Origin of the sequence: Roseovarius sp. MMSF_3281 (assembly GCF_030733685.1) — a bacterium.
Taxonomy (GTDB): domain Bacteria; phylum Pseudomonadota; class Alphaproteobacteria; order Rhodobacterales; family Rhodobacteraceae; genus Roseovarius.
Genome location: NZ_JASHIM010000008.1, coordinates 1 through 14,748, shown reverse-complemented (window position 1 = coordinate 14,748; position 14,748 = coordinate 1). Strand labels below are relative to the sequence as shown.

Here is a 14,748-nt window from a genome sequence, read left to right as displayed (position 1 = left end):
GAGGCCGCCTTGCCATCTCCATCGACAGACCCTCGCCCGATTTCGGCGACCATCGTCACCGTCATACGCGACAACCAGGTGCTTCTGGTTCGCCGCGCAAATCCGCCAGACGCGGGACGATGGGGGTTTCCGGGCGGAAAGATCGACCACGGCGAGCCCCTGTTGGACGCCGCAACCCGGGAACTGGCCGAGGAAACCGGCGTTTCCGCCGAGCCGCTCCGCGTGTTCACGGCGGTTGATGCGTTTGACCACGATGCCACCGGCGCCTTGCGCCGACACTTCATCCTGATCGCCGTGCTGTGCCGGTGGACCGCCGGAGAGCCGGTTGCGGGGGACGACGCGCTGGAGGCGCGCTGGGTCGATCTCAAAGCGCTGAACGAGGCCAACCTTGCCCTGAGCCTCGATGTGGCCGAAGTCGCAAACCAGGCCGCTGCACTGATGTCGGAGGTCCCCTCATGATCGCCAATGTTCTGACCATCGCAGGCACCGATCCCTCGGGCGGCGCGGGCATTCAGGCCGATATCAAGGCCATGTCCGCGCTTGGGGCCTATGCCTGTTCCGCCATCACCGCAGTTGTCGCGCAGAACACCCAAGGGGTCCGCTCTTTCCAGGCACTGTCACCCGATTTCGTCGCAGACCAGATCGACGCAGTGCTGGACGATGTGCGCATTGACGCGGTGAAGATCGGCATGATCGCCAACGCGGGCATCGCCCGCGCCGTGGCCGACCGGCTGCGTTATCACGGCGCGCGCAACATCGTGCTCGACCCGGTGATGGTCGCGAAAAGCGGTCATGCGCTACTGGATCCCGAGGCAGTCGCAGTCGTGCGCGAGGCGCTGGTGCCGCTGGCCCGCGTCATCACGCCGAACCTGCCCGAGGCTGCCGTGCTGCTGGACCGCCCTGACGACTGGAGCGCCGCATCCATGACCGCTGCGCTGCCCGAGCTTATGGCACTCGGGGCCCGCTACGTCCTGCTCAAGGGCGGGCACCTGGCGGGCGCGGACAGCACCGACCTTCTGGCCGGGCCCGAAGGCACGCAGACCTTTGCCGCCCCGCGCATCGCCACCACCAACGATCACGGCACCGGCTGCACCCTGTCTTCGGCCATTGCCGCGCTCTTGCCGCATCACGACATGCCCGAGGCCGTGGAACGCGCCAAGGCCTACCTGCACGCCGCGCTGGCCGAAAGCGCGGCGTTGGACGTGGGACAGGGGCACGGGCCGGTGCATCACTTCCACGGGCTCTGGGGGGCAGGCAACTAAAGCGTTTCGCGAAAAACCTGAATCACAGATTTTCGTGAAACGCAGTGCTCCGCTCAATCGTTGCACGCGTTCCGCCTTTCGCTGATGCATCAGGTGAAAGGCGGAACGCTTTAGGGCGTCGACCCTGTCGATGGCGGGCCACCGGATCGAGACCCCAAGGGCGGCGGCTGATGCGCAGGGTCGTCAAAAGGGTTTTGGGGGCCTGGCTTATGCCTTGTCCTCCAGCGGGATATAAAGCTCTCCGCCCTCGCGGAACTTCTCGGCCATACGTTCCATGCCGTCCTTCTGCGCCTCGGCGCGGATGTCGTGGGAAATCCGCATCGAGCAAAACTTGGGCCCGCACATGGAACAAAAATGCGCGACCTTGTGGGCTTCTTTCGGCAGGGTCTCGTCATGCATCGAGCGCGCGGTTTCGGGATCGAGCGAGAGATTGAACTGATCCTCCCAACGGAATTCGAACCGCGCGCAGCTTAGCGCATCGTCGCGGATCTGTGCCGCCGGATGGCCTTTGGCCAGGTCCGCCGCATGGGCCGCGATCTTGTAGGTGATCACGCCGGTCTTCACGTCGTCGCGGTCGGGCAGGCCTAGGTGTTCCTTGGGCGTCACGTAACAGAGCATCGCGGTGCCGAACCAGCCGATCATCGCCGCGCCGATGCCGCTGGTGATATGGTCATAGCCCGGCGCGATATCGGTTGTGAGCGGCCCCAGCGTGTAGAACGGCGCCTCGCCACAGGTCTCAAGCTGCTTGTCCATGTTGGCCTTGATCTTGTGCATGGGCACATGACCCGGCCCCTCGATCATGACCTGGCAATCGCGCGCCCAGGCGATCTGCGTCAGTTCGCCCAGCGTTTCCAGTTCGGCGAACTGCGCCTCGTCATTGGCATCCGCGATGGAGCCGGGGCGCAGCCCGTCGCCGAGGCTGAAGGACACGTCATAGGCGCGCGCGATGTCGCATATCTCGTCGAAATGCTCGTATAGGAAGCTTTCGCGGTGATGATGCAGGCACCACTTTGCCATGATCGAGCCGCCGCGCGATACGATCCCCGTCACCCGGCTCACCGTCATCGGGATCATGTGCAGCCGCACACCCGCGTGGATGGTGAAGTAATCCACCCCCTGTTCGGCCTGTTCGATCAGCGTGTCGCGGAAGACCTCCCACGACAGGTCCTCGGCGATGCCGCCGACCTTTTCCAAAGCCTGATACAGCGGCACGGTCCCGATGGGCACCGGGCTGTTGCGCAGGATCCAGTCACGGATGTTGTGGATGTTGCGGCCCGTGGACAGGTCCATGACCGTGTCGGCGCCCCACCGCGTGGCCCAGACCATCTTTTCGATTTCTTCGGCCATCGAAGAGGTCACGGCGGAATTGCCGATATTGGCGTTGATCTTGACGAGGAAGTTGCGCCCGATCGCCATGGGTTCAGCCTCGGGGTGATTGATGTTGGCGGGGATGATCGCGCGACCCTGGGCGATCTCGTCGCGGACGAACTCGGGTGTGATGAAATCCGGGATCGCCGCGCCGAAGCCTTCGCCGTCGCGCGCCAGCTTCTCCGCCTGCGCCTTGCGGCCAAGGTTTTCCCGGATCGCGACGAATTCCATCTCAGGCGTGACGATCCCCGCGCGGGCATAGGCCATCTGCGTCACGGCGCGGCCCTTCGTGGCACGGCGCGGGGCGTTGCGGATAGGGAATTCGGGCGTCAGCCGGGTGCCTTCGGCAAAGCCGTTGTCGGCGGGGGTGATGTCGCGCCCCGCGTAGGTTTCGGTATCGCCACGGGCCGCGATCCAGGCCTCGCGCAGACGCGGCAACCCGCGGTCGATGGCGATCTCGGCATCCGGGTCCGTATAGGGGCCCGAGCTGTCATAGACGGTGACAGGCGGTTCGCCCGCCGTGGGGTGCAAATCGATCTCGCGCATCGGCACGCGGATATCTGGGTGACGCTCGCCCGCGTGCCAGACGCGGCGAGAGGCGGGCAGCGGGCCCGTGGTGACGGTTGGGGTCAGGTCTTTCATCGGTCGGAGCCTCCATAGCTCAAAGCGTTGGAGACCCAGTTCCGCGTCGAATGGGATTGCCGGTGTGGGAACGCCCCCTGTCACGAAAACGTGGTCGGGGCCCGCGCGGCCAGTGCACCATCCCTACGCCAGTGTGAACTGGATCAGGTTCATCGGGTCACTGCGCTGCACGGGTGCCAGCAGTATCTCAGCCTCTTGTCGAGACCCCCCGGGTGAGTGGTGGCAAGCTGCCCGAGAAACCTGTCACTGTCAACATCGGCGGCAGGAAATCCTACCCGATTTGCAGAATACAAACTTTCGATCAATTCGTTATTCCAAATTGTCGAGGTCGGCTAGCTTGTGTTCCGCAGACACGGGAGGCAGTCATGGAAACAGGAGAGCAGATCGGCTTTATCGGGCTGGGAACCATGGGCGAACCTATGGCGCTGAACCTGCGCCGCACCGGACGGCCCCTGATGGTCTGGAACCGGACACCGGAGCGCACCGCGTCCTTGAGAGAGGCCGGGGCCGTGGTGGCCGCCGAAGTGGACGAGGTCTTCGAGCACTGCAACACGGTGCTTCTTATGCTGGAAAACGAGGGGGCGACCGATGCCGTGCTGGGCCGCGGCACCGAGGCCTTCACGCGCCGCGTCGACGGGCATTACATCGTGTCGATGGGCACGACCTCGGCTGACTACTCCTTTCACCTGTCGCAAGACATCGCCGAGGCAGGCGGGTGCTTTGTCGAGGCGCCGGTCTCGGGTTCTCGAAAACCGGCGGAGACGGGGCAACTCGTCGGCATGCTGGCCGGGCCTTCGGAGGAGATCGAACGCCTGCGTCCCCTGCTCTCGCCGATCTGCAAGCAGCTTTTCGACTGTGGCGCCGTGCCCGCCGCCTTGCAGATGAAACTGGCAGTCAACACTTTCCTGATCACCATGGTCACCGGCCTTGCCGAAGCCGCGCATTTCGCCGCGCGCCACGGGCTCGACATGGACAGTTTCGCCGACATCCTCAACGCCGGACCGATGGCCAGCGATGTCTCCCGCGTGAAGATCGACAAGCTCCGCACCCGTGATTTCAGCCGCCAGGCGGGCATCTCGGACGTGTTGAAAAACAGCCGTCTGGTGGTGGAGGCCGCGAGGACCGCCGGTACGGCCTCTCCCCTGATGAACGTCTGTGAAGCGCTCTACGCGGAAACCGAGGCCATGGGCCGCGACGAGGATGACATGATCGCGGTGGTCCGGGCAATCGAAGCGCGCACCGGGCGATAAGCGCCCTGCTACACCGGCGCCGGGGCAGCCTTGCGTCCGCTTGTCACGATACTGCAACCGCGACAGGGGCCCGAAATGTACACACCATCGCATTTTGAAGAGACCGATCCTTCCGCGATCCGTGAGATACTCGATGTAGCGCCACGGGCCTGTATCGTGGCGCAGATGGAAGCAGGATTGTTGGCAAACCACATGCCATCCGACCGCTTCCGGCCCGTCGGATTTCGTCGCCGAACAGTCTTGTCGAGGCATCATAACGGTTTGATGACGCACCCGGGTTGTTGGATCGCGCCTGCATTGCGTCCCCCGCAAAGACGGCCTGCCCAGGAACCAGCAATGTCGACACTTGGATTTTCGGCACTTCGCTTTAATGCTGACAACGCTTGCCTAACGCGTCACCGCCATGACCGCGCTTCCGACGATCATGAACCCGCCGCCAGCATAGCCCATGCGGCGACGCGCGCGATGACTATCAAAGAGCCGACCCGCCCGCTCCGCGATCAGCGCATACCCGGCCAACAGCACCACGACAACAAGGCTGGAGGTCACCGTCAGCACCGCAAGCTGCACGGGCAAATCGCCTTGCGGATCGATGAACTGGGCAAGGAATGCCATGTAGAAAACGATCGCCTTGGGGTTCAGCACGGCGGTCACGGTTCCGGCCCAAAAGCTGCTCCAGGAAGAAGCGCCCCCTGCATGGCAGACCTTCTCCGGTGCATCGCGCCGCGCCTGCATGATCTGGCCGATGCCCAGCCATGCCAGGTAAATGACCCCGGCCCATTTCACGACCTGGAAGAGGAACGCGGAGGCGGCGAGGATCGCCCCGACCCCGACGAAGGACAGCCCGACAAGCACGATACTCCCCACGACGTCGCCGAGAATGCACATCGCCGCAGCCACCCTGCCCCGCGTCAGCGACTGCGCGATCACGAGCAGGACGCTCGGTCCGGGGATCACCGTCAGGACAACGCAGGCAATGGTATAGGCAATCCAGGTGTCCAGCGACATGATCAATCCCCTTCGCTTCGGTCCGGGCCACGATTGGCCGACGCAGTGGAGGCAAGAAGTGCCCCGCTTCCGATCAGCACAATACCCAGAAGATCAATGAAGCCCGGTCGATCGCCAAAGATCAAGACGCTCCAGAACAGGGCGAAGACAAGATACCCATTATCGAACAAGCCGATGACCGGTGCGGCGGCCCTTTGATACGCATAGGCGACCAAGGCGGTAATGACAGCGAGCAACACGCCCAACCCGGCCAGCACCCCCAGATCCGCCAGCTTCAGCGCAGGCCAAACCGACAGCAGGAAGCCCGCATCGTTGCCCTGCCCGCTCTTCCACAGGCCGGCGACCAGCCCCAGCCCGCCCAGAAACAGAACAAGGTTGAGGTTCACTGCCATCGACATCGCCGGCACGGCGCGGCAACGCCCCTGCGTGATCACGGCCGCGAGTGCGTAGAAGACCCCGGCAAGCAACGGTAACACGATCATCGGCGATACCTCGTCCAAGCCCGGACGCAGGATCGTCATCACGCCCGCAAGACCCAAAAGGATCGCAACACCCCCGCGCACCCCGATGCGCGTTCCGAGCAGCGTTGAAGACAGGAAAGCCATCCACATCGGCGAAGTATAATAACAAGCAGCCGCGATGGAGAACGACAACTCGGGCAGCCCGGCGTAATAGCAGCCCCACATCAGGGCAAGGCACAGGCTGCGCAACCAGACCCAGCCCGAGACACGGACCAGGCCGAGGTTTATCCGTGTGGTCAGCCGCAAGACCGCCCCCAGGCACAACACGGCAATGCCGGATCGGACTGTAAGAACCTGCCCGAGTGACAGACCCTCGTTGTTGAGTTTCACCAGCGCGTCGGACAGCGAAAGTAGCAAGACGCCTACCGTGATCGCGACGATCCCCGAACCGAGGCTCGGCACCTGGTGCCCAATATATCGAAAAGATGTCATAGATGAATGCAATCATTCACAAGACCTTAATTAAAATGATAAAAGGAAGAAAATACATGAGTCTTAGTCATGCAAACAGACGACATCCAACTTGCGCGGCTGCGCCCGTTCGAGGCTGCGGCCCGGCTTGAGAGTTTCACCCGCGCCGCCGAAGAGCTTGGGTTGACGCAAACCGCCGTCAGCCGCCAGATTGGCCAACTCGAGGCAGAGCTGGGCCTGCACCTGTTTGAACGCAGGAACCGCGCTGTATTCCTGACCGAGGAAGGTCGCCGATTGGGACAGGTCGCTGGCGACGCTCTGGCAGCGATCCGGGCCGAGGTCGCCGCCCTTCGCGGCAGCCGCGACCCCGGTACCGTCGTACTGCGCTGTCAACTTTGCGAGGCCTTCTACTGGCTGATGCCGCGTCTTTCGGATTTCCATGCCAGCCATCCCGAGGTGCAGCTTCAACTGGTCAGTGCGCTTGCCCCGCTTACGGAAGCCACCGAACCCTTCGACATTGCCCTGCAGACCACCGGACGCGCCTCGGGCTCGGCCCGGCTGCTGTTTACCGCGGCGGACAGTATCTTTCCGGTCTGCGCGCCCTCCCTGCTTGCGGATTACACCGCTCCGGGCGCGCCGGACACTTTGGGCAACCTCCCTCTCCTGTCGCATCGTGTCACGCCGCAGGACTGGTTTGACTGGCCCGAATGGTTCGCCGCCACGGGCCTTCCCCGTCCGTCCCGCTTGCGGATGGTTTCATTCGACAGTTACCCCCTTGTGCTGCAGGCGGCGGTCACTGGCCAGGGGGTCGCCTTGGGATGGAAAAGAACGGTCGGAGACATGATAGAGGACGGCAGGTTGCGCCCCGCCAGCGATCAGCAAATTGACAGGCCAAACGAGATTTCCGTATTCAGGGGCACCCGGCGCTCGAATTACGCCGCCGTGGATTGCCTGATCTCATGGCTGAAAGCGGAACTGGCCTGACACCCGAAAAAGGCCCGGCAATCTGACACCCTCTGCTTCACGACCGCCAACCTTGACTGGCATCGTTGCATGGCCCTTGTGCAAACCATGACCTAACTCTAACGTTAAACCGTGCGCGGAACGCCACGTTCCAGTCACTTTTGGAGAGCAGCCGTGATTGATGGTTTGACAGTATTCTGGCCCGGTATCTTGCTGGCTTACGGTGTGTTCGTCATGGGAATGCTCAGTCCAGGACCAAATATTCTCTCGATCATCGGCACGTCCATGACTGTCGGGCGTGATCAGGGCCGTTCACTTGCCATTGGCATCGCATCCGGTTCATTTCTGTGGGGTGTTCTGGCGTGGGCGGGACTGACGACAGTTCTCATTGCCTACGCATCCCTTATGACGTTGATCAAGTTCATCGGGGCGGGCTATCTTCTTTGGCTTGCATTTAAGTCATTCCGTTCCGCTCTATCAGTGAGTGAAATCACTGCGACATCCCTCGCTGGCGAAAACAGCAATTTTGACTATGTGCGCCGCGGATTGTTGATCCAGATGACGAACCCGAAAGCAGCGCTCACATGGACTGCAACAATATCACTCGGCCTTGACGCCAACGCTCCGTGGTGGATCGGTGGGGTGATCGTCGCCGGGACATTCTTCATCTCTTTAACTGGGCATCTCGCCTATGCCCTCGCATTCTCGACGCAGCCAGTTGTCAGAACCTTCAACGCCGCCCGCCGTTGGATCGAAGCTGGACTGGGAGTGTTTTTCTGCTTCGCCAGTTACAAGCTGGCTACCTCACGACTATAATAGCCGTTGCATCCACGAAACCTTATGCACATTGCACTTGTGGGGCAGCGATCCTTTCGGACGGGGGCATAGGAAGCCAGCCTGCCGCCCCGCCGCTTGGCAAGCCCTCCGTGGTCAGGTGATCAGCGCGCGCTTCAAGGGCCTGCCGAACCTCGGCATTGACTGCAATGGCAGACGGTGACGGTCTCTCGAACCTGTTTCACCTCGAAGGCCACCGCGCGGCATTCACATCTGCCCGTTAGCGTTCCAATCCTCCCGGTCATCGCCAAGTGCCTTTCGCATGATGGGGCGCGTGTCGGATCGCCGGGCGACCTCGGCAAACCCTGCCTGCCGGAACGTTCCCACGAACCCGGTCCAGGCATAGACCGATGGATATTTCTGGCGCGGCGTGTCGATTGGGTAACCCTCGACAATGGTTGCGCCGCGGCTGTGCGCCCAATCCACGGCCGCGTTCAAAAGTTTGAGCGAGAGGCCCGTGCGCCTGAACCGTTTGTCGATGAAAAAACAGGAAACCGACCAGACATCCAATTCATCCACCGGCTTGAGCACACGCGACGAGGCGAGACGCAGAAACGCGGCCCTGCGATCGATCTGGATCCAGCCAATGGCGTCCGCACCCGCCTTCGCAACAAGGCCGGGGGCCTCGCCCTGATCGAACAGTGCCTTCATCGCCTGTCGGTTTCCTTCGCCTTTCCCGGCCTCCATCTCCTTGGCTGTGCGCCGCCACAGCATGCACCAGCAGCCGCCGCAGCCGCCTTTCTCGCCCATGAGGGCTTCGAAATCAGCCCAGGTTGCGGGCTGGATCTCTATCGCTTCCGAGGTATCAAAAGATGAGACCATGCGCGCGCTCCGTTTTTCCTTTACCTTGGCACTTTATGAACCGGCTTCTCTCTGTTCACGCAGGATGGTGAAGACGCCGCTTGCGATGATGACCGCCGCGCCGAGAAATGTCATCGCGTCCGGGCTCTCGCGCCAGATGAGCCAGCCGAAAAGCGTGGCCCAGAGAAGGGCGGTGTAATCCAGCGGTGCGACCACGACCGCTGGGGCGAGGCGGAAGGCCTGTGTCATCATTGTCATCCCGGCGGTGCCGAACAAGGCAATTCCGGCGAACAGCCACAGGTCGCCCAATCTGACGGGAGCCCAGACGAACGGCACGATCAGCGCACTTAGCAACGCCCCCGCCCCGGTCAGATAGACAAGCAGGGTCCACACGCTTTCGCGCGGGTCCACCCAGCGGGCACTCAGCATCAACAAGGCATAGACCAGCGCCGTCGCGACGGGCAGCAGCGAGATGAGCTGAAACGTCGCCCCGCCGGGGCGGATGATCACGAGAACCCCAAGGAACCCCGCCAGAACGGCCAGCCAGCGTCGCCAACCAACCTCCTCCCCCAGGAAGAGGGCCGAAATCAAGGTAATGAAAAACGGCGCAACGAAGATCAACGCAGTGGCCTCGGCCAGCGCAAGATAGATGAAGCTGGTGAAGAACATCATAGTGGCACCGACCCAAAGCGCACCGCGCAGCAGATGCGCAACGGGCCGGTACGAGCGCAGAGCCGACGGGCCGCCCATGAATAGCGCTATGACTATTGTGATCGGCAGGGCGATCACGTTGCGCAGGAAGAGAATCTGCAGTGGCGAATAGCCGGAGGTCAACGTCTTCGCAATCGCGTCATTGGCGCTCAGACAGGCCACCCCCACGCACATCAGCAGGATGCCTTGCGTGTAGCCCCCCTGCGCGCTGAACATCGTATTACTCATTGTCATCCTCCCCAGAAGTGCCTGCCCCTGCGAAAACGCCGTCCCATCGCAGGCTTTCAGCCAGCTATCTGCGTCACCCTGGAGCACTCTGATGGATATTTTATGCAATAAATCGGGAATTCTTTTTGCTTTTTTGCTAAAGAAAGCGCGTAAAGCAGCATGAAACAGCCATTGTTTGACAAAAAAAGGAATGCCTTATGCACGAGATTGACGATGTTGACCGCCGTATCCTGCGCGTCATGCAGGCGGACGGAGCGCTTTCTGTCACGGATATCGCCGACCGGATCGGCCTTTCGCAATCGCCGTGTTCGCGACGGGTTTCCCGGCTTACGGAAAACGGGGTCATTCTTGGCAAGACAGTCATCCTCGACCGGAAAAAGCTCGGTTTCAACGCGATCATCCTGGTGCGGATCAAGCTAACGTCGCACGGTCGCAAGTCGTTTGAAAAGTTCCAGCAGGCCGTGTTGCGCATTCCCGAGGTTCAGGTCGTTCAACTCATGCTTGGCGATTACGATTTCAACGTCCGCGTGGTGGTGCGCGACATGGATCATTTCCACGCCCTTCTGCGCGACCAGATCGTCCTGCTCCCCGGAGTTCACGAAATCCAGAGCTCCGTACTGCTGGATGAGCTGAAGTACACGACGCAACTGCCGCTTTAAGGATGACTAATATGGTTGAGGCAAGAGCTTCGGCTACTGCAAAGTAGAGCAAGGCGCTGGGTTTCCGAAGGCATTATGGCCTTGGTGATCCCGAGGGTCGCATGGAACCCGGCCAAGATGGCGGGCACCACGAAGATCAGCGCAAAGACAAGGCGAGCCCAAACCGGGCGCACGTGCATGATCAGTGCCTGGCAGATGGCAAGAAGCGTGAGCCCGGCTGCAAAACCACCTACAAGGATCGCACCGAGCCAGCCTGCGCCGGTGCCATAGACCCAGATGCCTGTATGGAATCCGGCAAGGAATGGCAGGGCAAAGACGGCGAGGTTGGAAAACAACCAGAAAATGGTCGCAATGGCGGCGAAAAATGCAAATATCCCCCAGAACGAACATGGTGGCGTCGCCCGTTTGACGTAAAACGGTTGCGCCCACCACCATGACGCAACCTGAAAGCTAACAGGATTATCACCTTTGGGCGTGACGCAAGGTGACTTGCAGGTCCGCTGCGACGACGAAGCTGCCGCCCGAGGATCGCGAAAGGATTGCCGTTCAGCGCAACCGCCCGGCGCAGTCCGGGCATCGCCCGACCTCCCCCCGGAGGGCGATCTTCAACCATCTGCCAAAGAATAAACGTCGAGTGGCTTGGAGGTGTCAGGCCCCACACGATCCCTGCAAACGCCCTCCAGGTCGGCCGATGCCCGGACTGCGCCTTATGATGGTAGCCACGGACTCGAAGCGGTCATCTGACTGCCTTCGCGAACCCGGTCGACCGGTGATTGCCGTAACCCCGAATAGGAGTTTACCCGCAATCCCCCCAAGACCGGGCAACTGTGTTGTTTCAGCGGGTTGTTCGGTAGGTTTTTTGATCCCGGATGACGGCGTTTGCGATTGCGAAGGTCAGGCGAATGCGACTTGTCCGCGCGATCACCACCCGGGCGGACGGCGGATCGGCCATGTGCCATATGCGAATTCGACAAGCTGGTTCTTGACGGTCATGCGAAGGGGCCGGTCCTGCGCGTCATAAACGATAGGTATGGCGTAGGACCCCATTTGAAAAACCGTCTCCGTGCATCCCTCGCCACCACCGGGACACGGCGCCGCGCTTCGGCGCGGGGTCTTGCCTGACAGCCGGGTCGCCTTGCGAATGTTCTTCCACGAAAAGCGCATTGAGAATTCCTTCGGCATGGCCGGCAAGATTGCCTTGGCATCCGCGTTCTCCGACAACGGCCCCTCGATAATCCCGCCCATCAGCGGACTCCCTGATATACTGCCGATCATCATCTTCTTGGCCTGCGCCGGGATGGGCATCCAGCCCGACTGTTTGTAAATTGCGACATCGTTCTCTTTGAAATAAAGGGCTCTCCCGCCGGGCGTGCTGTACTCCGTATAAGATCCGTCAGAGGTGTAGGTGGCCTGGGCCGGGCCCAATGTCAGGCGGACCATGCAATCGTCTTCGGCGACATTGAACTGCCCAAGCTCGACCCTGGTTGTCTTGGGCGATACCGGGTCGATACCGGTTGCGCCGCGCGTGACCGGACTGTCGATTTCAAGCGTGACGGTCACCTCTCCGGCGCGGGCGGGCGTGACGCTCAGCCCCTTCGTGGTGCCGTTGTCTGCGTCGAGCCGCCAGTTCCCTGCTTCCGCCGGGTCAAAGCCGCGCGCCGCGAAAACCGCCGGCTCGCCCGCGCGCAAGCAGTCAGGCGGGTCGAGGCTGATCGGCCGAGCACGGACCTCAATCTCGAACGCGTTCCGTGTCGCCTCTCCCTGTGCGGTTGAAGGCACATTGACCACCCGCACGAACCCCAACTCATCGGGCGGTTCGGAACCGTCGAGCATGAGGGTTTCCTGTAGCGGTTCGTCCGCCTGCTTGTGCTCGTTTATCAGGGTGAGGTCATCGAGCGGACTTCCGTTAACAACCTCCAGATCGACCATCATCAACGTATCGCGGGGCTCGGCGTCCGGTTCCGCCGTGACATCCAGCTTCAAGTGCATCGGCGCCACGGCATAGGTCATCGCGGAGCCGTCGAACCTTTGCTCATGAGGGGCGTCGGTGGCGGGAATGTCGACGGTATACTCCTCGATGTCGGTGTAGTAGTGGTAGGCACTCTCATTGGGGTCATTCGAGGGTTCCATATTGTTCATCGTCGCGGCGAACTTCGGAAACGCCCGGTCGAACGTCTGGCCCCCCACGAGGTCACTGTCATAGAGCAATTCCATGATGGCCGACGCTTGTTTTCCGTGGAAATCTTCTTCGATATTGAGGAAGGCCGGTTCCGACAGGTAGGCAACCATGTCTCGGCTGCCGAGGTTCTGCCCAACGCCAAGCAGGTAGGCCCAGTTGCCATACCCCTCGCTGACCACATCGTAAAACGGCTGGTCGAAAGACATGAAGTATTGGGGTTCATAAACACCGATGTCGCGCCCGTATTTCGTGCCGAAAGACGTACCGATCGCCGTCGCGGTCGCCTCGTCCATCCAGTAACGCTGGGAGTCGCGCACATGGGTGGCCTTTTGAAGAGTATGTACGAATTCATGCGCCAGCAGGGAAGGATCGTTCGCCGCCATCGCAATGTTGGACTTCGGGATCAGAAGCTTGGACGCCGCGCCGCTCACATCCGTACAGGCATCGGCCGCACAGCCGCCGGCCGCCTCGCTTCGCGGGTCGAGACGCAAGAGGAACTTGTTGTCTGAATCTCCCCGCTCCAGGTGGCTTTCTTCCACCTTGAATCCGAGATCACCGAGCCACCCATAGGCCGCTTGCATGTTGTCGAGCAGATCACGTGAGTGTTGCGTCACCGCGGGATCACTCGCCGCACCGCAATCATGATCCCTGGCGTTACAGTAAAGGCGGAAATTCTCCGTTTCATCGATATAGTTCGGCGCATCTGCAACCGCCGCCGGCGCGCCTTGGCCTCGCGCGGAAACGGCAGACAGCATGACTATCAACACTGCAACAACAGGTTTCATGAAAAAATTTCCTTGGTTCAATAGGATCCAAACGGCAGGCGGCGGGCAGCCGCACCGCCCGAACCGATGGCGGCGTCGGGCCACGTGGTCAGTGCCCGACGCCGCGGTTTTCGGTTCACCGGTGTCATTCCACCTTGATCACCTTGCGCGACAGAACCGCCTGGTTCGCCACATCCAGAAAGCGCAGTTCGTAGATGCCCGGCTCCTCCGGCAGGGTGATCCTGACCGGCGGCTCACCCGAGATCTTGATCGCCTCCAGCCAGGTGAAGATCGCCTGGTTGCCCCGGGCCAGGGTGATCCGCTGATCCCCGCTTTCGGTCTCCACCTCCCAGCCGACTTCGATTTCGGCACCGGGCGCGGCGGTCTCGGGGGCGCTCAGGCTGGCACCGCTTTCCAGCGCGGCATCGGCGGCCAGCACTTCGATCGTATGACGTGCCATCGTGCGCTGGCCTTCGTCCAGCACGTAGCGCAGCTCGTAGAGCCCCGGCTCATCGGGAGCCTGCAGGGTGTCGCGACTCTTGTCTTTCACGCGGAAATACTCGTTGTAGGCACCCTCCTCCGCACCCGTTGGTACAATGGTGATGTAATCCCGGCCGTGAACCGCACCGGTCCACTCAACGGTGATCTCCGTGCCGGCCCTTATTTCGTCCGGGCCGCTCAGTGTTACCTCCGGTTCAGTGATCTCGATGGCCTGGCTTGCCATCGTGCGGCGCCCTTCCTCAAGCACATAGCGCAGCTCGTACATCCCCGGCTCCGCCGGCGCACGCAGCCTGTCGCTACTCTTGTCCTTCACCCGGAAGTAATTGATGTAACTGCCTTCCTCGGACCCCATCGCGGCAATCGCGATGAAGTCCCGGTCATGCACCGTTCCAGTCCACTCCACCGGAACCAGTTCACCGGCCAGCGCCGTTTCCGGCCCGCTCAGTGTTACCTCCGGTTCGGTAATCTCGATGGCCTGGCTCGCCATCGTGCGGCGCCCTTCCTCAAGCACATAGCGCAGCTCGTACATCCCCGGCTCCGCCGGCGCCCGTAACGTGTCGCGACTCTTATCCTTCACCCGGAAGTAATTGATGTAACTGCCTTCCTCGGACCCCATCGCGGCAATCGCGATAAAGTCGCGGTCATG

The 14,748-nt window shown here is 61.7% G+C and carries 14 protein-coding genes, 1 pseudogene and 1 riboswitch; of the genes and pseudogenes, 8 read left to right on the top strand and 7 right to left on the bottom strand.

Annotated features, from left to right (window positions below; genetic code table 11):
* Positions 1-9 precede the first annotated feature (9 nt).
* Both RBB32_RS09910 and thiD read left to right on the top strand, forming a co-directional pair.
* Positions 10-459, top strand: coding sequence for an NUDIX hydrolase (locus RBB32_RS09910; RefSeq protein ID WP_306152546.1), 450 nt, complete (start codon positions 10-12; stop codon positions 457-459).
* Positions 456-1,262, top strand: a complete 807-nt coding sequence (thiD, locus tag RBB32_RS09905) for a bifunctional hydroxymethylpyrimidine kinase/phosphomethylpyrimidine kinase (protein WP_306152545.1) — start codon at positions 456-458, stop codon at positions 1,260-1,262. The genes RBB32_RS09910 and thiD overlap by 4 nt, the downstream gene beginning before the upstream one ends.
* Positions 1,263-1,469: 207 nt before the next feature.
* Here the strand turns inward: thiD and thiC are convergent, their stop codons facing one another.
* On the bottom strand, positions 1,470-3,272 hold the full coding sequence (thiC, locus tag RBB32_RS09900) for a phosphomethylpyrimidine synthase ThiC (protein WP_306152544.1): 1,803 nt from the start codon (positions 3,270-3,272) through the stop codon (positions 1,470-1,472).
* 102 nt (positions 3,273-3,374) lie between these two features.
* Positions 3,375-3,493: riboswitch (TPP riboswitch) on the bottom strand.
* 144 nt (positions 3,494-3,637) lie between these two features.
* On the opposite strand from thiC, the gene RBB32_RS09895 reads away from it, so the two are divergent.
* Positions 3,638-4,522, top strand: a complete 885-nt coding sequence (locus tag RBB32_RS09895; protein WP_306152543.1) for an NAD(P)-dependent oxidoreductase — start codon at positions 3,638-3,640, stop codon at positions 4,520-4,522.
* 75 nt (positions 4,523-4,597) lie between these two features.
* A pseudogene (locus tag RBB32_RS21350) lies at positions 4,598-4,708 on the top strand (FMN-binding negative transcriptional regulator); the annotation flags it as partial.
* A gap of 201 nt (positions 4,709-4,909) precedes the next feature.
* On the opposite strand, the gene RBB32_RS09890 reads toward RBB32_RS21350, so the two are convergent.
* Positions 4,910-5,530 (bottom strand): LysE family translocator, encoded by a 621-nt coding sequence (locus RBB32_RS09890; RefSeq protein WP_306152542.1) that lies wholly within the window; start codon positions 5,528-5,530, stop codon positions 4,910-4,912.
* Between the two features lie 2 nt (positions 5,531-5,532).
* Entirely contained in the window at positions 5,533-6,453 is a 921-nt protein-coding gene (locus tag RBB32_RS09885) for a DMT family transporter (protein WP_306152541.1), read from the bottom strand.
* Between the two features lie 99 nt (positions 6,454-6,552).
* Between RBB32_RS09885 and RBB32_RS09880 the strand changes: the two genes are divergently transcribed.
* Both RBB32_RS09880 and RBB32_RS09875 read left to right on the top strand, forming a co-directional pair.
* Positions 6,553-7,446, top strand: a complete 894-nt coding sequence (locus RBB32_RS09880) for a LysR substrate-binding domain-containing protein (RefSeq protein WP_306152540.1) — start codon at positions 6,553-6,555, stop codon at positions 7,444-7,446.
* 153 nt (positions 7,447-7,599) lie between these two features.
* Positions 7,600-8,241 carry a LysE family translocator gene (locus RBB32_RS09875; protein WP_306152539.1) on the top strand — a complete coding sequence of 214 codons (642 nt, stop codon included), beginning with the start codon at positions 7,600-7,602 and terminating at the stop codon, positions 8,239-8,241.
* 225 nt (positions 8,242-8,466) lie between these two features.
* On the opposite strand, the gene RBB32_RS09870 is transcribed toward RBB32_RS09875, so the two are convergent.
* Positions 8,467-9,081 (bottom strand): GNAT family N-acetyltransferase, encoded by a 615-nt coding sequence (locus tag RBB32_RS09870; RefSeq protein ID WP_306152538.1) that lies wholly within the window; start codon positions 9,079-9,081, stop codon positions 8,467-8,469.
* Between the two features lie 33 nt (positions 9,082-9,114).
* The gene (locus tag RBB32_RS09865) at positions 9,115-9,999 is read right to left on the bottom strand and encodes a DMT family transporter (protein WP_306152537.1); all 885 of its coding nucleotides are present in this window, start codon (positions 9,997-9,999) and stop codon (positions 9,115-9,117) included.
* A gap of 197 nt (positions 10,000-10,196) precedes the next feature.
* Between RBB32_RS09865 and RBB32_RS09860 the strand changes: the two genes are divergently transcribed.
* Both RBB32_RS09860 and RBB32_RS09855 read left to right on the top strand, forming a co-directional pair.
* Complete coding sequence (locus RBB32_RS09860) at positions 10,197-10,658, top strand: Lrp/AsnC family transcriptional regulator (RefSeq protein WP_306152536.1); 462 nt, start codon at positions 10,197-10,199, stop codon at positions 10,656-10,658.
* Positions 10,659-10,759: 101 nt separating this feature from the next.
* Positions 10,760-11,095 (top strand): hypothetical protein, encoded by a 336-nt coding sequence (locus tag RBB32_RS09855; RefSeq protein ID WP_306152535.1) that lies wholly within the window; start codon positions 10,760-10,762, stop codon positions 11,093-11,095.
* Between the two features lie 484 nt (positions 11,096-11,579).
* On the opposite strand, the gene RBB32_RS09850 is transcribed toward RBB32_RS09855, so the two are convergent.
* Both RBB32_RS09850 and RBB32_RS09845 read right to left on the bottom strand, forming a co-directional pair.
* Positions 11,580-13,622 (bottom strand): hypothetical protein, encoded by a 2,043-nt coding sequence (locus RBB32_RS09850; protein WP_306152534.1) that lies wholly within the window; start codon positions 13,620-13,622, stop codon positions 11,580-11,582.
* A gap of 124 nt (positions 13,623-13,746) precedes the next feature.
* Positions 13,747-14,748 (bottom strand): hypothetical protein (locus RBB32_RS09845; protein WP_306152533.1); only part of this gene is annotated, 1,002 nt, incomplete at its 5' end.